This window comes from Pseudomonas sp. xss_2, from assembly GCF_043104195.1.
Taxonomy (GTDB): Bacteria; Pseudomonadota; Gammaproteobacteria; order Pseudomonadales; family Pseudomonadaceae; genus Aquipseudomonas; species Aquipseudomonas urmiensis.
This window is the reverse complement of the sequence record NZ_JBICKL010000089.1, coordinates 43,641-61,715: the sequence shown is the minus strand read 5'-3', so window position 1 is coordinate 61,715 and position 18,075 is coordinate 43,641. Positions and strand designations below refer to the sequence as shown.

General features: G+C 61.3%; 18 protein-coding genes and 1 tRNA gene. 8 read left to right on the top strand and 11 right to left on the bottom strand.

Translation table 11 applies throughout. From position 1 onward, the window contains the following. The first annotated feature begins 1 nt into the window (after position 1). Both ACF8K2_RS22765 and ACF8K2_RS22760 read left to right on the top strand, forming a co-directional pair. Positions 2-1,393, top strand: a complete 1,392-nt coding sequence (locus ACF8K2_RS22765; RefSeq protein ID WP_392467753.1) for an MFS transporter — start codon at positions 2-4, stop codon at positions 1,391-1,393. Between the two features lie 33 nt (positions 1,394-1,426). Beyond that, positions 1,427-3,214: an IlvD/Edd family dehydratase gene (locus tag ACF8K2_RS22760; RefSeq protein WP_392467751.1), complete on the top strand. Its 1,788-nt coding sequence runs from the start codon at positions 1,427-1,429 to the stop codon at positions 3,212-3,214. A gap of 4 nt (positions 3,215-3,218) precedes the next feature. Here ACF8K2_RS22760 and ACF8K2_RS22755 read toward each other — a convergent pair whose 3' ends face one another. After that, a complete protein-coding gene (locus ACF8K2_RS22755; protein ID WP_392467749.1) occupies positions 3,219-4,127 on the bottom strand; it encodes a LysR substrate-binding domain-containing protein in 909 nt (302 codons plus the stop codon). 136 nt (positions 4,128-4,263) lie between these two features. Between ACF8K2_RS22755 and ACF8K2_RS22750 the strand changes: the two genes are divergently transcribed. Further along, positions 4,264-5,565 (top strand): NAD(P)/FAD-dependent oxidoreductase, encoded by a 1,302-nt coding sequence (locus ACF8K2_RS22750; protein ID WP_392467747.1) that lies wholly within the window; start codon positions 4,264-4,266, stop codon positions 5,563-5,565. A 41-nt stretch (positions 5,566-5,606) separates the two neighbouring features. Next, a complete protein-coding gene (locus ACF8K2_RS22745) occupies positions 5,607-6,695 on the top strand; it encodes a polyamine ABC transporter substrate-binding protein (protein ID WP_392467745.1) in 1,089 nt (362 codons plus the stop codon). Positions 6,696-6,801: 106 nt separating this feature from the next. Here the strand turns inward: ACF8K2_RS22745 and mqo are convergent, their stop codons facing one another. Both mqo and ACF8K2_RS22735 read right to left on the bottom strand, forming a co-directional pair. Beyond that, the gene (gene mqo / locus ACF8K2_RS22740; protein ID WP_392467743.1) at positions 6,802-8,439 is read right to left on the bottom strand and encodes a malate dehydrogenase (quinone); all 1,638 of its coding nucleotides are present in this window, start codon (positions 8,437-8,439) and stop codon (positions 6,802-6,804) included. Between the two features lie 329 nt (positions 8,440-8,768). Continuing rightward, positions 8,769-8,960, bottom strand: coding sequence for a DUF4223 family protein (locus tag ACF8K2_RS22735; RefSeq protein WP_186555326.1), 192 nt, complete (start codon positions 8,958-8,960; stop codon positions 8,769-8,771). Between the two features lie 737 nt (positions 8,961-9,697). Here ACF8K2_RS22735 and ACF8K2_RS22730 point away from each other — a divergent pair. Next, a complete protein-coding gene (locus tag ACF8K2_RS22730; protein ID WP_392467740.1) occupies positions 9,698-10,003 on the top strand; it encodes a DUF3077 domain-containing protein in 306 nt (101 codons plus the stop codon). Positions 10,004-10,061: 58 nt separating this feature from the next. Here the strand turns inward: ACF8K2_RS22730 and ACF8K2_RS22725 are convergent, their stop codons facing one another. Both ACF8K2_RS22725 and ACF8K2_RS22720 read right to left on the bottom strand, forming a co-directional pair. After that, a complete protein-coding gene (locus tag ACF8K2_RS22725; RefSeq protein WP_392467739.1) occupies positions 10,062-10,304 on the bottom strand; it encodes a hypothetical protein in 243 nt (80 codons plus the stop codon). Positions 10,305-10,315: 11 nt separating this feature from the next. Further along, positions 10,316-10,795 (bottom strand): hypothetical protein, encoded by a 480-nt coding sequence (locus ACF8K2_RS22720; protein ID WP_186555329.1) that lies wholly within the window; start codon positions 10,793-10,795, stop codon positions 10,316-10,318. Positions 10,796-11,139: 344 nt separating this feature from the next. On the opposite strand from ACF8K2_RS22720, the gene ACF8K2_RS22715 reads away from it, so the two are divergent. Further along, positions 11,140-11,589, top strand: a complete 450-nt coding sequence (locus ACF8K2_RS22715) for a DUF2846 domain-containing protein (protein ID WP_392467737.1) — start codon at positions 11,140-11,142, stop codon at positions 11,587-11,589. A 363-nt stretch (positions 11,590-11,952) separates the two neighbouring features. Here the strand turns inward: ACF8K2_RS22715 and ACF8K2_RS22710 are convergent. The 5 genes from ACF8K2_RS22710 to dapA all read right to left on the bottom strand — a co-directional run bounded on the left by ACF8K2_RS22710 (position 11,953) and on the right by dapA (position 15,646). Further along, positions 11,953-12,042, bottom strand: a tRNA-Ser gene (locus tag ACF8K2_RS22710). 92 nt (positions 12,043-12,134) lie between these two features. Further along, a complete protein-coding gene (gene purC, locus ACF8K2_RS22705; protein ID WP_008097517.1) occupies positions 12,135-12,845 on the bottom strand; it encodes a phosphoribosylaminoimidazolesuccinocarboxamide synthase in 711 nt (236 codons plus the stop codon). A gap of 30 nt (positions 12,846-12,875) precedes the next feature. Continuing rightward, a complete protein-coding gene (locus tag ACF8K2_RS22700) occupies positions 12,876-13,634 on the bottom strand; it encodes an MBL fold metallo-hydrolase (protein ID WP_392467735.1) in 759 nt (252 codons plus the stop codon). Beyond that, entirely contained in the window at positions 13,635-14,750 is a 1,116-nt protein-coding gene (bamC, locus tag ACF8K2_RS22695; RefSeq protein WP_186555333.1) for an outer membrane protein assembly factor BamC, read from the bottom strand. It abuts the gene before it with no gap. Between the two features lie 17 nt (positions 14,751-14,767). Then, on the bottom strand, positions 14,768-15,646 hold the full coding sequence (gene dapA, locus ACF8K2_RS22690; RefSeq protein ID WP_392467733.1) for a 4-hydroxy-tetrahydrodipicolinate synthase: 879 nt from the start codon (positions 15,644-15,646) through the stop codon (positions 14,768-14,770). Between the two features lie 260 nt (positions 15,647-15,906). On the opposite strand from dapA, the gene ACF8K2_RS22685 reads away from it, so the two are divergent. Then, entirely contained in the window at positions 15,907-16,467 is a 561-nt protein-coding gene (locus ACF8K2_RS22685; RefSeq protein WP_186555335.1) for a glycine cleavage system protein R, read from the top strand. Between the two features lie 10 nt (positions 16,468-16,477). Continuing rightward, the gene (locus ACF8K2_RS22680) at positions 16,478-16,951 is read left to right on the top strand and encodes a peroxiredoxin (RefSeq protein ID WP_392467731.1); all 474 of its coding nucleotides are present in this window, start codon (positions 16,478-16,480) and stop codon (positions 16,949-16,951) included. 33 nt (positions 16,952-16,984) lie between these two features. Here ACF8K2_RS22680 and ACF8K2_RS22675 read toward each other — a convergent pair whose 3' ends face one another. Next, complete coding sequence (locus ACF8K2_RS22675; protein ID WP_264236165.1) at positions 16,985-18,055, bottom strand: AI-2E family transporter; 1,071 nt, start codon at positions 18,053-18,055, stop codon at positions 16,985-16,987. Positions 18,056-18,075: the final 20 nt, after the last annotated feature.

Below are 18,075 nucleotides of genomic sequence, written 5' to 3'. Positions count from 1 at the left end.
CATGCAAACCGAGAGCAACGTCCCCCCCACGCCCGATCCCCGCCAACTGCGCCGGGCGATTTATACCGGCGCCGTCGGCAGTGCCCTGGAGTACTACGATTTCGCCCTCTACGGGCTGGCCTCGGCGCTGGTCTTCGGGCATATCTTCTTCCCCTCGCTGGGCACCACCGGCGCCTTGCTGGCCAGTTTCGCCACCTACGGCGCGGGCTTTCTGGCGCGGCCGTTCGGGGGGCTGTTCTTCGGCTCGCTGGGTGATCGCAAAGGGCGCAAGTTGGTGTTGCTGCTGACCATCGCGCTGATGGGCGCGGCGACCACCCTGATCGGCCTGCTGCCAACCGGGCCCACCGGGGCCGTGCTGCTGGTGCTGCTGCGCCTGCTGCAAGGCTTTGGCGCCGGTGCCGAGCAGACCGGCGCGGCCACCCTGATGGCCGAGCTCGCGCCGCGTGAGCGGCGCGGCTTCTACGCGGCCCTGCCGTTCATTGGCGTGTTCAGCGGGCTGGCCCTGGCGACCATCACCTTCCGTGTGCTACAGGCCACGCTCACCCAGGAGCAACTGCTCGACTGGGGCTGGCGCTTGCCGTTCCTGGCCAGCGTGGTGCTGATCTTCATGGCGGTATGGATTCGTCTGAAACTCAAGGAAAGCCCGGTCTTCCAGCAGCTCAGCCAGAACCAACAGGTGATCGAGTCGCCGATGCGTGCAGTGTTGCGCAACGCCCGTCGGCCACTGGCCGCCACCACCTTGATGCGCATGGCCGAAACCGGCTGCTCGACCCTGTACGCCACGGTCTCGATTGCCTTTCTCACGGGTTTTGCCAGCCGTCACCTGGGCGAGAGCGGCGCCAACCTGGCGGGCATCGGCACCAATGCTGTGCTGGCGGCAAGTATCCTGAGCATTTTCACCACGCCGCTGTTCGGCGCGCTATCGGACCGTTATGGGCGCCTGGCGGTGTACCGTGGCGGCGCTCTGTTTGGCGCGTTGTGGGCCTTCCCGTCGTGGTGGATGATCGACAGCGGCGACCCGACCCTGGTGTGTATCGCCGTGGTCGGTGGCTTCGCCCTGGCCGCCAACAGCATGCTCGGTGCCCAATGCGCGCATTTCACCGAGTTGTTTGGCAACCGCTATCGCTATAGCGGGGTGGCGCTGTCGCGGGAGATCGGCGCGATGCTCTCCGGCGGCCTGGCGCCGATCCTCGGTATCTTCCTGGTTGGCCTTGCCGGTGGCGGCTATTGGGTGCTGGCCCTGTATACCTTGGCGCTCACCGGCCTTACCCTGCTCGGCACCCTGCTGTCGACCGAAACCCGTGGCCGTGACCTGACCGCGCTGGATGACGCCGTCGGCCGCGGTGCGTCTGCCCCTATCGCACCTGTTCACGCCAGCGTCTTGCAACGCTGACCTGCGCCCCATAAAGACAAGAGAGCCCCTGACATGAGCCAGACCCCGAAACGCCCCCTGCGCAGCCAGCAATGGTTCGACGACCCAAGCCACGCCGACATGACTGCGCTGTATGTCGAGCGCTACATGAACTACGGCCTGACCCGCGACGAACTGCAATCGGGGCGGCCCATCATCGGCATCGCCCAGACCGGCAGCGACCTGACTCCGTGCAACCGTCACCACATCGAACTGGCGCAACGGGTCAAGGCCGGTATCCGCGATGCCGGTGGCATCCCGATGGAGTTCCCGGTGCATCCGATCGCCGAGCAAAGCCGCCGTCCCACGGCTGCGCTGGATCGCAACCTGGCCTACCTCGGCCTGGTGGAGATCCTGCATGGCTACCCGCTGGACGGCGTGGTATTGACCACCGGCTGCGACAAGACCACCCCGGCCTGCCTGATGGCCGCAGCCACCACCGACCTGCCGGCGATCGTGCTGTCGGGCGGGCCGATGCTCGATGGTCACCACAAAGGGCAGTTGATCGGCTCCGGCACGGTGCTCTGGCATGCGCGTAACTTGATGGCAGCCGGTGAAATCGACTACGAAGGCTTCATGGAAATGACCACCGCCGCCTCGCCGTCGGTGGGTCACTGCAACACCATGGGCACGGCGCTGTCGATGAACGCACTGGCCGAAGCGCTGGGCATGTCCCTGCCAGGTTGCGCCAGCATCCCGGCGCCCTACCGCGAGCGTGGGCAGATGGCCTACGCCACCGGCAAGCGCATCTGCGAGCTGGTCATGGAGGATATACGCCCTTCCGCGATCATGACCCACCAGGCATTCGAAAACGCCATCGCCGTCGCTTCAGCCTTGGGCGCCTCGAGCAACTGTCCGCCGCACCTGATCGCCATCGCCCGGCACATGGGCATCGAGTTGTCGCTGGACGACTGGCAGCGGGTCGGTGAAAGCGTACCGCTGCTGGTCAACTGCATGCCGGCAGGTAAGTACCTGGGCGAAGGTTTCCACCGTGCAGGTGGCGTACCGGCCGTGATGCACGAACTGCACAAGGCCGGGCGCCTGCATCAAGACTGCGCTACGGTCAGCGGCAAGAGCATCGGCCAGATCGTCAGCGACAGCGTCACCAGCAACACCGACGTGATCCTGCCCTACGACGCGCCACTCAAGCATGGCGCCGGCTTCATCGTGCTTAGCGGCAACTTCTTCGACAGCGCGATCATGAAGATGTCGGTGGTCGGCGAAGCCTTCCGCCAGACCTACCTGTCGGAACCTGGCAAGGAGAACAGCTTCGAGGCCCGCGCGATCGTCTTCGAGGGCCCAGAGGACTATCACGCGCGGATCGATGACCCGGCGCTGGACATCGACGAGCGCTGCATCCTGGTCATTCGCGGTGCCGGAACCGTTGGTTATCCGGGCAGCGCCGAAGTGGTCAACATGGCCCCGCCCGCAGCGCTAATCAAGCGCGGCGTCGATTCGCTGCCATGCCTGGGCGACGGTCGCCAGAGCGGCACCTCGGCCAGCCCGTCGATCCTCAACATGTCGCCGGAAGCGGCGGTGGGTGGCGGCCTGGCACTGCTGCAAACCAACGACCGGTTGCGCGTCGACCTCAACCAACGACGGGTCGACCTGCTGGTGGACGAAGACGAGATGGCCCGCCGTCGCGCCGCCTGGACGCCGAAGGTCCTGGCCTCGCAAACCCCTTGGCAAGAGCTGTATCGCCAGTTGGTCGGGCAGCTGTCCACGGGTGGCTGCCTGGAGCCGGCCACCCTGCACATGAAGGTGATCGCCCGCGAAGGCGGCATGCCACGCCACTCTCACTAAGCCGTCAAGCTGCGCGAGTGGTCTGCTCCACTTGCTCCTCGAACCAGCTCAGCACCGCTTTGCACGCGGGGTGCCTCACCCCGCTGTCACGCAGCCACAGCGCGTACACCCCACCGGTGCGCAACGCCTCGCCGAACGGCACCATTAGATCGCCGCGGGCCAACGCATCGTGGGCGAGCATCTTGTCGGTCATCGCCACGCCCAAGCCTCGGGCAGCCGCATCCAGCGCCAGATCATCGAGGTTGAACAGCAAGTGCTGGTAGCTGCGCTCGGCCTGGTCCTGCTGGGCCTGTAGCCACTGGGTCCATTCATGCCGGCCCGTGGAGCCGTGGATCAGCGCATGTCCGGTCAGTTCATCCAGCGAACGCGGTGCAGGTTGCCCGCCGCTGAGCAGCGGCGCGCAGACGGGTATCAGGTATTCATCGAACAGCGGCGTCAACGGCCGCTGGTCCAGCCCCTCTGGCAGGTACAACACGTAGGCATCGCAGTCGCCACCGGTGTCCACCCGCTCGCCGCTGACAGTTTCGATCGATAGGCTCAGCCCGGGATTGATGGCATAGAACGAACTCAAACGCGGTAACAACCAGCGTACGGCCAAGGACACGAAGATACGGATACGAAACGGTCGGTCCTGCGCTGGCGGCGCCAGGCGAAGCTGCAGATCGCGCAGCGACTCCAGCATCTCTTGCGCCACTGCATAGACCTCGCGGCCATGGGCGGTCAGCGCCACCTTGCGACTGGTGCGTTCGAACAGCACGGTTTGATAGTGCTCTTCAAGCTGCTGCACCTGTCGGCTGATGGCGCTCTGCGTCAGGTGCAACTGACGCGCCGCTTCGGTGAAGTTGCTGGTATCGGCCACCCGAACCAGGGCTTGCAGCGCTTGCAACGAGGGAATACGCAGCGTGTTATCCATGCAAATCTCGAATGGATGGATGAATTTTTAACGTTAGATTCCGCCCCTGAATTGCCCGTAGATTAAGTGCTGACGGCGCATGCAGGGGGTTCTCTCCGATCACTCCTGCGCATTGATTGTGAAGGAGTGCCCTACAATGAACAACCACTGTGGCTGGATCGCGCTGGCCGGCGAGTCCGCGCCCCGCCCCTGCCTGCAAGGCTCACAGAAAGCGGATTGGCTAATCATCGGCGGCGGCATTACCGGGCTGTCGGCAGCACATAACCTGGCCAGTCGCTTTCCCGCTCAGCGCATCGTGCTAGTCGACCGACAGCGCATCGCCCAGGGCGCCTCGGCGCGCAATTCTGGCTTCGTCGTGAGCCACGAACTGCCAAGTGCTGGCGAACTGATCGGCACGGCCGGTTTTGCCGCTTATCAAGTCGCCTCGCGCATCGGGGTCGCGGCCGGCGATGAAGTGCGTCAGCGCGTGCGCCAACTGGGCATCGCCTGCGAGCTGGATGAGGGCGGCTATCACTTCGCCGTCCACCAGCCTGCGCACCTGGCAAATGCCGAACTCGCCGTGCAAACCCTGGAAGCGGTTGGCGCCAAGGCCCAATACCTTGAAGCACAGGCGCTGCAACAGCGCTTGGGGACTGCGTTCTACACCCAGGCGATTCACTGCGCGGGCGGCAACGGCCTGCTGCAGCCGGCGAAGTACGTCAAAGGCTTGGCCGACAGCCTGCCTGAGCAGGTCGAGGTTTATGAAAACAGCGCGGTGAGCGCTCTGCAGCGTGCGCCGGGTGTGGGCTGGAAGGTGACCACTGCCAACGGCGAAGTGCAGGCACCCCAGGTATTGCTCTGCGTCGGCGCCTTCCTGCCGCGCGTGGGCTTGCACCGCAGCGGCACCTTCGCCCTGGAGCTCAGCGCCAGCATCACCCGCCCGCTGAACGAGCCGCACTGGCAGGCGCTGTTCGATGACCAGGGCTGGGGTGTGTTGTCCACCCTGCCTGGCGGCTGCACCTTGCGCCTGCTGCCGGGTCGGCGCCTGCTGATCCGCAATACGGTGGAGTACCGCCAGCACGACCTGGACGCCAATGCCCTGGCCGTGCGCCAGCAACGCCACCTGCTCGGGCTACAAACGCGCTTTCCCGGCATCCAGCGCAGTGACCTGCAATACACCTGGACCGGCCACCTGAGCGGCACTCGCTCCGGCGAGCCGTACTTCGCCAAGGTCGAGCAAGGGCTGCACGCAGTCGCTGGTTGCAATGGTTCAGGGGTCGCGCGCGGCACCTTGTGGGGCCGTTTGCTGGTCGATCTGGCAATCGGCGCCGACTCGCCGCTACTGAGCGATGTGCTCAGCCAGGCGCAACCGGGTTACCTGCCGCCCAAACCCTTTTTCGACATCGGCGCCAGCGTGCGCATGGCCTGGGAGGTTCACCGGGCGCGACACGAACGTTGATCGACCCGGCGCATCTTCCGTTAAAACAAGAGAGAAAAACGATGATCAAGCGCAGCTGCCTCGCCCTGTCCATCTCCGCCTTGCTGGCCTGTGCGGTCCAAGCCACGGAAACCGTCAACATCGCCAACTGGAGTGGCTACATCGCCGACGACACGCTGGCCGAGTTCAACCGCCGTACCGGCGTGCAACCGACCTACGACCTGATCGACAGCAACGAAACCACCGAAGCCAAACTGATGACCGGTGGTAGCGGCTACGACCTGGCCAGCCCGTCCAACCACTTCCTGCCGCGCCTGATCAAGGCCGGGGCGATCCAGGAGTTGGACCGCAGCAAGCTGCCCAACTGGCACAACCTCGATCCCAAGCTGATGCACATCCTCGAGGCCAGCGACCCCGGCAATCGCTATGCGATCCCCTACCTGTGGGTGACCATGGGCATTGGCTACAACGTCGACAAGATCAAGGCGATCTTTGGAGATGTCGATGTCACCCAGTCCTGGCAGATGTTGTTCAAGCCCGAGAACATCAAGAAGCTCAGCCAGTGCGGGGTGGCCTTCCTCGACAATCCGACGCAGATCATTTCCATCACCCTCAAGACCCTAGGGTTGGATCCGCACAGCCAAAAACCTGAAGACCTCAAGCAGGCTGAAGCAGCGCTGCTGGCAGTGCGCCCGTACATCCAGTATTTCCATCAATCGAAGTACGTCAGCGACCTGGCCAACGGCAATATCTGCGTGGCTATCGGCTTCAGTGGCGACGTGTTGCAAGCCATGAGCAGCGCTCAGCAGGCTGGCAATGGCGTGAACATCGGCTACAGCATTCCCCGAGAAGGCTCCACGGTGGCAGTCGATATGGTGGTGATCCCCAAAGGCGCGCCGCATCTGGACAATGCCTATGCGTACCTGAACTATTTGCTTGAGCCCAAGGTGATTGCCGGGATCAGCAACGCGGTCAAGTACCCCAATGGCAACGCGGCCGCCCTGCCCTTGGTCGATGAGGCGCTGCGCACTAACGAGGCGGTTTACCCGCCACAGGCTGTGCTCGATACGCTGTTCCCGATTCAGACCATGAGCCCGGCGGGGATGCGCTTAAGCACGCGGATCTGGACGCGAGTGCTCAGCGGTAAGTGATGGGTATAAAAAAACCACGGGGGGTTAACCTCGTGGTTCTTGGCTGAAGCTACTTGCCCCGCGATGGCACCGGCGACATCACAACGTCGCCAGGGCCGGCGCAGTCTTACAACGCCATGTCGCTAGCAGGATTGGCTTCAACCGGCTTGCTCGGGGTAGCGTCGGTGCCCACGGTCTGATCGATGACCGGTGGCTTCTCCAGCTGCAGCACTTCAGAGGTGTAGTTCCACTCTTTCTGCACCGCGGCTGGCGAGTCGTTCAGCTTGGTGCCGTAGCTCGGCACGATCTGGTGCAGCTTGGCTTGCCACTCAGGCGTGGCGACTTTCTCTTTGAACACGGTTTCGAGCACGGTCAGCATGATCGGCGCGGCGGTCGAGGCACCTGGCGATGCACCCAGCAGGCCTGCGATCGAGCGATCTTGGGAAGTGACCACTTCGGTGCCCAGCTTCAGCACGCCGCCCTTGTCTTCGTCACGCTTGATGATCTGCACGCGCTGACCGGCCTGCCACAGGCGCCAGTCTTCTTTCTTGGCGTGCGGGAAGTAGGTCTGCAGGGCCGCGAAGCGATCGTCGTCAGACAGCATCAGCTGGCCTGCGAGGTACTCGACCAGCGGGTATTGATCGACACCGACCTTGGTCATCGGCCAGACGTTGTGCAGCGTGGTGCTGCTCAGCAGGTCCAGGTACGAGCCGTTCTTGAGGAACTTGGTCGAGAAGGTCGCGAATGGGCCAAACAGGATCACGCGCTTGCCATCGAGCACGCGGGTATCGAGGTGCGGAACCGACATGGGTGGCGCGCCGGTCGAGGCGATGCCGTAGGCCTTGGCCATGTGCTGCATGGCAATGGTCGGGTTCTCGGTCACCAGGAACGAGCCGCCCACCGGGAAGCCTGCGTATTCCTTGGCTTCCGGGATGCCGGATTTTTGCAGCAGCTTCAGCGCGCCGCCGCCAGCACCGATGAACAGGAACTTGGCGTCGGTGGCGGTGGTGGTGCCGTCCTTGAGGTTCTTGTACTCGACGTGCCAGGAGCCGTCTTCGTTGCGGGTGATGTCCTGCACTTCGCTGGACAGCTTGAGGTCGAAGTTCTCGCGGGTTTGCAGGTGCTTGACGAACTGGCGGGTGATCTCGCCGAAGTTGACGTCGGTGCCGATCGGCGTCCAGGTCACGGCCAGCTTCTGGTTCGGGTCACGCCCTTCCATCATCAGCGGAACCCACTTGGCGATTTGCGCGTGGTCTTCGGAGTACTGCATCGGGCGGAACAGCGGGCTGGTTTGCAGCGCGTCGTAACGCTTCTTGAGGAACTTGATGTTGTCATCACCCCAGACGAAGCTCATGTGCGGGGTGGTGTTGATGAACGAGCGCGGGTTGTTCAGCACGCCCTGACGGACCTGCCACGACCAGAACTGGCGGGAGATCTGGAACGACTCGTTGATCTCGATGGCCTTGGAGATATTGACGTTGCCGTCTTTGTCTTCCGGGGTGTAGTTCAGCTCGGCCAGGGCGGAGTGGCCGGTACCGGCGTTGTTCCAGCCGTTGGAGCTTTCTTCAGCCACGCCATCCAGGCGCTCGACCATCTCCATCGACCAGCTAGGCTCCAGCTCGTTGAGCCAGACCGCCAGGGTCGAACTCATGATGCCGCCGCCAACCAGCAGCACGTCGACTTTCTTGGCTTCGTCAGCGTGCGCCTGCATCAGGCTTGCCGCTACAGCCAGACCCAGCAGGGTCTTGCCAGCTTTCTTGAACATTGATCAATTCCAATCGTTAGCACGTAAGGAAGGCCTAGGCCGGGCCTCGTTTATCCATGTCCTTCAGCGCACGCTTGTTATTGATCATTGGAGTCAGCAGCTTAGAAACAGGGACGCCAGCCGATGGTCGAATTGACCGGCCAGGGCTGAAACGTTTCGCCGATTGTAACGCAAATGCCAGCACAAACAAATTGCGCAGGCCGGCGCAAGGTGGCGGGATGCCTCAGTGACCAAACGCCGCGCCCGGGGCCATAAACAAAAACCCCCTGGCACTTTCATGCCAGGGGGTTTTGGACTGAATCCAGAAGGGTTCAGTCAGGCATCTAAAATTACTGCGGGCGTGGCAGCTTGTCGATTGGACCGCAGCCGCCGATAACTTTAGAGATAGAAACCGAAGGGTGGAACAGGTAGTCGTAGGAGCAATTCTTTTGCTGGTTGTAGACCTGACCGGTGCAGCCCGACAGCAGTGCAACACCCGAAACGACTGCTACTGCAACGGTAGCTTTGAACAGCTTTTTCATACAAAGTCCTTTAAATAATGATGCGCCAGCATACTGATGGCGCGCGGATGCTAACCCATTTCCATATACCGTTCAAACTATTGGATCCGATCCGCCATTATAAAAACACCCCGCCACCTGTAGGAGCGGGCTTGCCCGCGGTGAGGCCATCCCGGCGAAAACAACACCATTCCTACACCGCTTAATCAGAATTTCCCGATAGCTTGTAGTCCATTTCCCAAACAGACTCCGTGCGCCCTCAAGCCGTTGCCACTGCCGAGAACTGTCCCTAGTCTCAGCCGGTCGCTGCCAAATCAGCGACCGGCTTTGACAGGCCTAACAGATCTCCGGACACGTGCACCGTTTATGGCGGCTGTACGCGGGGCACCTTGTGTGCGCCGGGTTCTCTGGGATCCTCGGTCTGTCAACCCGTGTACAGCTGCCACCCTCTTGTTTGACAGCAGGTCTGTAGCAGCCCCACTGATCCCAGAGGTGCATATGCTAAAGATTGTCCCTGACCCACCGCTCTACTCGAGCGACTCCTCCCTCGAAGACATCCTTATTCAAACCTCCGAATACCTGGTCTGCGCACTTACCGTCGCTCAACAAACAATGCTGTTGCACACCCTGCCCCCTGGCCAATTCATGACCCTTGCGGCGATACATGAAATCGAAAATGCACGCAGCCTGGTGGAAGTTGCGTTGAGCCGCGTCAACTTACGGCACTGACAGGTTTATTCAAATCAAGGAGAGACAGAATGACCAAGGATAAAGAAACCCTTGCAACCACACATGGCATAGCGGGTTTCGGTGATAGCGGCGACATCAATAACCCAGAGCCGCTGTTTCGAGTAGTCGCCGGTCACGCCGTGGACTATGCGCTGGAACAATCAACAACGCTCATAAGTTGCGCGCACATGCTCAGCGATCTCGCTATCAATCAGGATCTGAAAAACGCGCCGACCTTGATGACAGCAGTGCATTATCTTTCGGGTATGGCCAAGGCCTTGTCGCAGGAAGTCTCGCTTGCGGCAGAACCATCGTCCGGCAACGCAGCTCGCTGAATGCACAAAAAAGCCCCTGACTTCATCGCTGAAATCAGGGGCTTTACATCGCTCGACGTTAGCCAACTTCGACAAACCGCCGTCGCCTGATGAACAACCCTACACCCAGGGACACAGCAAAGACTGACCACAACCCCAGGTCAGCCCCCATCACTTGGATCTGACCTGCAGTAATGCAGCCAATCGCACCAGCCACCAGTAACGCCACCCCTAGCCACTTGCGCAGCAAATAGGGCTTCAGAAACTGATCAAGCAGGAAGAACAGCACCAGGGCGATGACCAGTTGAGTAATGTCGGACATGTACGCTTCCCTCAAGCCTTGATAATCAGCGACGTGCCCGAGCGCTGTGGACCAATCCCGCCATTGACCTGCGCCTCAATGCTGACCAGTACGTCGCCAGCATGGTAGGTGGGCAGGATTTTATTGGCATAAAGACGTACTCCCGCCCCTAACGGAACCCCCACATAGGGAGTGGCGACAGCACTGGTGGCGCTAGTGAACGCACTCGCTGCAATGTTGGCAACGGTGGTGCGCTGCGCGTTCAGCACGTCGCCCTGCTGCCGGGTCAGCGGCTTGGAAATGCCGATCATCATCAGGCACGGCAGGTTCTTGGCCTGCATCTTGTCGTAGACCTCAACGACCTTGCTGCTGACTTCGTAATGGGCGCTTTTCGCTTCGCCAAAATGCAGCTCGCGCAGGCGTGGGCGGTCGCTGTCGGAGAGAGTGATCTGCGAGACGTTGAAGACGATCCCGTGATTACCCATGTATTGAAAAGTCCCATCGAACTTCATTTGCACGCATCCCTTCGAGGCAAAGGAGGCGATTCTCTACAAGGCGCGGATGGGGTGCAATGATTGCAGCATGCCAGCACGGCGACATCGATTGATCAGATGTTTTCACACGAGAAAAACGCCAGTGATAAGTCCCTGACTCCTCGTCGTGACGCGTTCCAGCAAGTGTACTTGAGGAGAACCTACATTCGTGGGGTATCGCTTTAAGGCGTTTAACAGTGGGCACCGCAAGGGATCGTCATCGCTTTTGACTCAAATAGCTTCGAACCTGTAATAGATCACGGCATAATGCCATCAGCGACTTGGAGTCGCCCAAACTAGGTATCGATTGATAAAGGACTCATATGCACGCTCGAATTAAGCTTTTCGCGGCCGCCGTTGGCTTTGCCATCCTCACCGGGTGCGCGTCTGTACCGATGGAGTCACCACAGGCCGACGCAGCGCTAAAGACATTTGCCTCACCTCCCGCTGACCAAGCCGGGCTGTACATCTACCGTGACAGTTTTGCAGGCCAGGGCTTGAAGAAAACTGTCACGCTGGATGGCAAGACTATCGGTGAGACCGCGAACCGGGTGTACTTCCATCGCTTGATCACACCTGGCCTGCACAAGATCGGTACTGAATCAGAGTTCAGTGACAATGTGATCGATTTGGTAGCGGCTGCTGGCAAGAATTACTACGTGCGTCAGTCGATCAAGGTTGGCGTGTTTGTAGGTGGAGCAAAGCTTGAAATTGTTCCTGAGGACATCGGTCAAGCGCACCTGCAAAAGTGCACGCTCGCTTCATCCCAATAATTTCGTGACGTAATCCTGCGTACCTAACGCAATAAGTACGCAGGACGAGAAAAGAGCATGGGCCCTTAAACCCATTACTGATGAGTACGTACTTTCACAAGATAAGGAGTGGGAAGCATCGATTGGAATGGAATCGAATTGTCTGAGTTTCTCCAGTCGGCACCGACGTCGCCATTGTCCTTTTGGATCTCATGCTGATCCTGAGAAAAGACCTACCCCTAGTGGATTCATCCTAAAATCTCAACCGATCCCCTACTGCGTCCTGTGCTCTCTGCGAGCATGCCAGCAGAGGAAGTGATGTATAGCTTAAATCCAGAAACGAAAAAGCCCCGCAGACGTTAATCTGCGGGGCTTCTCGATGTATGGCGGAGAGATAGGGATTTGAACCCTAGGTACTGTTGCCAGTACAACGGATTTCGAATCCGTCCCGTTCGACCACTCCGGCATCTCTCCAGTGGCGCGCATGATACCAGCGATTTCGCGAAAGGCAAACCTTTATTTGAAAAAAATTCGCGTGGTATCAAACGCTTGCGTCAACACGGGCCTTACAGCGGCACGCCCAGGCGCTTGGCAACTTCTTCGTAGGCTTCGATCACGTCGCCCAGACCCTGGCGGAAGCGGTCCTTGTCCATCTTCTTGCGGGTTTCTTTGTCCCACAGGCGGCAGCCGTCAGGGCTGAACTCGTCGCCCAGGACGATCTGGCCGTGGAATACGCCGAACTCCAGCTTGAAGTCGACCAGCAGCAGGCCGGCGTCATCGAACAGCTTGTTCAGCACTTCGTTGACCTTCAGCGACAGCTTCTTCATCTCGACCAGTTGCTCGGCGGTGCCCCAGCCGAACGCAACCACGTGGGATTCGTTGATGAACGGGTCGCCCTTCTCGTCGTTCTTGAGGAACAGTTCGAAGGTCGAGGGCTCCAGCTTGATGCCTTCCTCGACGCCCAGGCGCTTGACCAGGCTGCCGGCGGCGTAGTTACGCACGACGCATTCGACCGGGATCATGTCGAGCTTCTTCACCAGGCACTCGTTGTCGCCCAGCAGTTTGTCGAACTGGGTCGGCACGCCGGCTTCTTCAAGCTTTTGCATGATGAAGGCGTTGAACTTGTTGTTCACCATGCCTTTGCGATCGAGCTGTTCGATGCGCTTGCCGTCGAACGCCGAGGTGTCGTTACGGAACAGCAGGATCAAGCGGTCGGCGTCGTCGGTCTTGTAAACCGATTTGGCCTTGCCGCGGTAGAGTTCTTCGCGTTTTTCCATGATTGGGCTCCGCTTGCTTGAGTAGTTGGGCTAGGCGATTTCGCGCCAGTCGAGCCCGTGTTCCTGATTCGCCACCTGGAGCCAGTCCGGGTCGCACCCCAAGGTGTCGACGAAGCACTGACGGGCCAGTTGTGGCAGGTTGTTCTTGCTGCTCAGATGCGCCAGCACCAGGTGTTGCAGGTGCTGCCATCCCAGCTCGGCCACCAGGTTGGCGGCCTGGTGGTTGTTCAAATGTCCTTGGTTGCCACCGACCCGCAATTTCAAGAAATGCGGGTAATGGCCACGGGCAAGCAGGTCGCGGCAGTGGTTGGCCTCGATCAGCAGTGCATCCAGGCCCTGGTAGCGCTCCAGCAGGCGTGCATCGTAGCAGCCCAGGTCAGTCAGCATGCCGAAGCGCCGACGACCGTCGCTGATCACGTACTGCAACGGCTCGTAGGCGTCGTGCTCGACCCGCGCCGCACTGACTTGCAAGGCGCCGATGCTGAGGGTGTCGCCACAACCGAGAAAACCGGCCACCTCCACCGGCTTGCGCAAACCGCGCAAGGTGCCCTGGCTGAGGTAGACCGGTACATTGTAGCGCCGTGACAGCAAGCCTACGCCATGCACATGATCGGCATGCTCGTGGGTGACCAATACCGCGCTCAGTTGCGCCGCCTTGACCCCGAGCAGCGCCAGGCGCCGCTCGGTTTCGCGCAGGGAGAACCCGCAATCGACCAGGATGAACGTGTCACCACTGGCGATCAGCGTGCCGTTTCCCTGGCTGCCGCTTCCCAGTACCGCGAAGCGCACTTAACCCAGGTGGTCCTGAATGGCGCTCAGCACGCGGCGGGCGACATCGGCCGGGGCCACGGTGTTGATGTTCTTCTCGACGGTAACCTGCACGCTCTCGCCGACCTTGCTCAGGCGCACCTGATAACGCTCGGCGCGTTCTTCACGCTCTTCCTTGGTCGGCTCGCTGCCGAACAGGCGGCTGAAGAAGCCTGGCTGGTTTTGCTTGTCGTCAGGTTTCTCGGACAAGTTGATGTAGTACAGGCCCAGGCTGCGGTTGATGTCTTCGACGCGCCACTCACCCTGCTCCAGGGCGCGGCCTACGCCAGACCAGGCGCGGTCGAGGTCAGAACCCAGGTACAGCACCGGGTTGCCGCTGCCGTCTTCGCTCAGGCTGACGCGGCTTGGTGCGTCGAAATCACGCGCGGCCAGCAGCGAGACCGAACCACCCTTCTCGGCGCTACGGTTCATGCTGGCGAGCATTTCGTCGACCAGCAGTGCATCGACAGCGGTGTTGGTGGAGCTGGACGGGAACTCGGTCTCGGCAGTGCTGCCGGCCGGGCGCTCGGCGCTGACCACATACACTTCGGAGGTGTTGCGCTGCACGCCAGGCTCCATGCGTACCCGCACCCGTACTTCGCTGTCGCCGCTGCTGGCGGAGCTGGCCAAGCGCTGGCCGAGCGACGCCGAGAGCTCATCGAAGCGCTGCCAAGTGGTGGTGAATTCGCCAGTCTGCGGGCGCTCTTCGGCGATACGGAAGCCGTTGTCCTCGAAGAACTGGTGGGTCACCGGCCAGACTTCGGCTGGCGAGCGCTGGGCCAGTACCCAACGGCTGCTGCCGCTGCGCTGCAGGCTGAAATCACTGATATCGGCACCGGCCGTCAGCGGTTGCGGGCGCGGTACTTCGTACTCGCCAGTGGCGGTGTCGTCAGCCACGTTACGCGGGATCGGCAACAGCGGATCGAGGCGCTTGACGTTGGCAGCGTCCGGCGGCAGCTGCATTGGCGCGGTCGGTTGCGCCTGCAGGTAATCGCTGCCGCGGTCGCGGAAATAACCCTCGTCGCCCCACAGCCACCCGCAACCGCTGGTGCTGGAAATGATCAGGGCAAGGGCGGAAAGACCAGCCAGTCGCTTCATGCGGTGTACTTCCTCGATTAAACCAGTACGCCGGACTGGCGCAAGGCAGTACGGACTTTTTCGTGACAACCTTCGCTCAGCCAGGTCAGCGGCAGGCGAATACCTTGTTGCATCAGGCCCATTTCCACGAGCGCGTACTTCACCGGAATCGGGTTGGCTTCGCAGAACAGGTCTTTGTGCAGCGGCATGAGTTTTTCGTTGATCGCGCGGGCCTTCTCGGCATTGCCCTCAAGGGCGGCCTCGCACAGATCGGCCATTTCGCGTGGGGCGACGTTGGCAGTAACGGAGATGTTGCCTTTGCCGCCCAGCAGGATCAGCTCGACCGCAGTCGGATCATCGCCGGACAGGACGATGAAGTCTTTGCTGACGCCATCGATGATGGCCTTGGCGCGGTCCAGGTCGCCAGTGGCTTCCTTGATACCGATGATGTTGGGCACGGTCGACAGGCGGATCACCGTCTCGGCCTGCATGTCGCAGGAGGTGCGGCCGGGTACGTTATAGAGGATCTGCGGAATGTCGACGGCTTCGGCGATGTGCTTGAAGTGCTGGTACAAGCCTTCCTGGGTCGGCTTGTTGTAGTACGGCACCACCAGCAGGCAGGCGTCGGCGCCAGCGTTCTTGGCGTTCTGGGTCAGGTGCACGGCTTCGGAGGTGGAGTTGGCCCCGGTACCGGCGATGACCGGGATGCGCCCAGCGACCCGCTTGACCACGAACTCGATGACCTGAATGTGCTCTTCGACACTCAGGGTCGCCGACTCACCGGTAGTGCCGACAGCGACGATTGCATGCGTGCCTTTTTCCAGGTGGAAGTCTACAAGTTTGCCGAGGCTGCCCCAATCAAGACGCCCTTGTGCATCCATGGGTGTGACCAATGCCACCATACTGCCCGCAATCATGTAACTGCTCCTGCCGGAAAAAGAGAGCGGTAATGGTACTGGCGCCATCGGCCTTGCACAAGCGAAGCTGGCGGGCGGAGCATTCCCCTCGGCGCTGCTTTTCGCTACCCTTGATCCTTTGATCGGTGCAGCGCGGCCCGTCGGGCCGTCGACAGTGCTCCCCACGTGCGTCCATGACCGCCTTAACCGGCCTGGGACCCTGCGCTAAAGGAGGCTAGCCCCCGTCCTGCCCCGACCGCTCATCGCTTTAGGAATGCTGCATGTCCACCCCCACAGTCCGCGAACAATTCCTTGTCATCAGTGCCTTGGGCCCCAACCCGATGGAGCTGGCCAACGTCCTTAGCCGCGCCGCGTTCGACAATCGTTGCGCGGTGGTCACCTCGCGTCTGTCCCGCCATGGCGAAACCAGCGCCCTGGTGCTGCAGGTCGGCGGCAGCTGGGACGCCCTGGCGCGCCTTGAAGCCATTTTGCCGGGCCTGGGCAAGAAGCACGGCCTGACCCTGGATGTGGTGCGCAGCGCCGACCAGGAAGTGCGCCCGCAGGCCCTGCCTTATGTGGCCTACGTCAGCGCCGCCTATCGCCCGGACATCATCAATGAGCTGTGCCAGTTCTTCCTCGACCACCGCGTCGAGCTCGAAGCGATGACCTGCGACACCTACCTGGCGCCGCAGACTGGCAGCAGCATGCTCAACGCCCAGTTCACCGTGATCCTGCCAGCCGGCACCCAGATCAGCTGGCTGCGCGATCAGTTCCTGGACTTTGCCGACGCCCTGAACCTGGATGCGCTGATCGAACCGTGGCGCCCACAGAACCCGATGTAAGGAAACTCCCATGGCCGTAGCACTCGACCAACCCGTTGCCGACTTCCAGGCCCAGGCCACCAGTGGCCAGACCGTCAGCCTTGCTGAGCTGAAAGGCAAGCAGGTGGTGTTGTACTTCTATCCCAAGGACAGCACCCCAGGCTGCACCACCGAGGGCCAGGGCTTTCGCGACCAGCACGCGGCGTTCCAGGCGGCCAACACGGTGGTGTTTGGGGTGTCGCGCGATGGCATCAAGTCGCACGAGAACTTCAAGGCCAAACAGGGCTTCACCTTTGAACTGATCAGCGACAAGGACGAGGCGCTGTGCCAGCTGTTCGATGTGATCAAGCTCAAGAAGCTGTATGGCAAGGAATACATGGGCGTGGATCGCAGCACCTTCCTGATCGACAAGGATGGCGTGTTGCGTCAGGAGTGGCGTGGAGTGAAGGTGCCGGGGCATGTGGATGCCGTGCTGGCCGCGGCTCAGGACCTGAACAAGGTTTGAGATCGATTGGGGCCGCAAAGCGGCCCCAATTCTTTACAGCAACGGCGCCACCGCTGGCTCCTGCCTGGGCCAGGCATCCAGCACCGCCTTGAACAAGGTCGCCAGCGGGATGGCGAAGAAGATCCCCCAGAACCCCCAAAGCCCGCCAAACAGCAACACCGCACAGATGATCGCCACCGGGTGCAAGCTCACCGCCTCGGAGAACAGCAGCGGCACCAGCACGTTGCCGTCCAGCGCCTGGATAATTGCGTACACCGCCATCAGGTAGATGAACTGGTCGCCCCAGCCCCACTGGAACAGCGCGATCAAGGTCACCGGCACGGTCACCACCACCGCCCCTACGTACGGCACCACCACCGACAGCCCCACCAACAACGCCAGTAGCGCCGCATAGTTGAGCCCCAGGCTGATGAAGGCGATGTAGGTGGCAATCCCGCAGATCAGGATTTCGATGCCCTTGCCGCGAATATAGTTGGCGATCTGCCGGTTCATCTCATCGCCCACCCGAGTCAGCAGGGTGCGCTCACGCGGCAGATAACCGCTGACCCACCGCGCGATCAACTCGCGGTCCTTGAGGAAGAAGAACACCAGGATCGGCACCAGCACCAGGTAGATCATCGCGTTGACCAGCAGCGGCAGGCTCGACAGCGAGAAGGTCAACGCCCATTGGCCGAACTTGCCGATCTCGTCCCGCACCGACTCGATAGCGCGCAGCACTTGCTCATCAGACACCAGGTGCGGATAGCGCTCCGGCAGCAGCAACAGCAACGACTGCCACTTGCCGAGCATGCCCGGCAACTCGTTGAACAGGGTGATCAGCTGGTGCCAGAGCAGCGGCACCAGCACCAGCAGGAACACCCCAAGGGCGCCCATGAACAGGGCGAAGACCAGCCCCACGGCATAACGGCTAGGGACTTTCAGCCGCTCCAGGGCATTGACCAGCCCCTGCATCAGAAACGCCAGGACCAAACCCGCCAGCACCGGGGCGAGCATGCCGCCGAGGGTCAATACCGCGGTGAAGGCCAGGACCAGCAGGACCGCCAGCACCACCGCTTCTTCGTCGGAGAAGTAGCGCTGCATCCAGTCGCGAAGCACTTTGAACATTGACGATCCTTGGGAGAAAA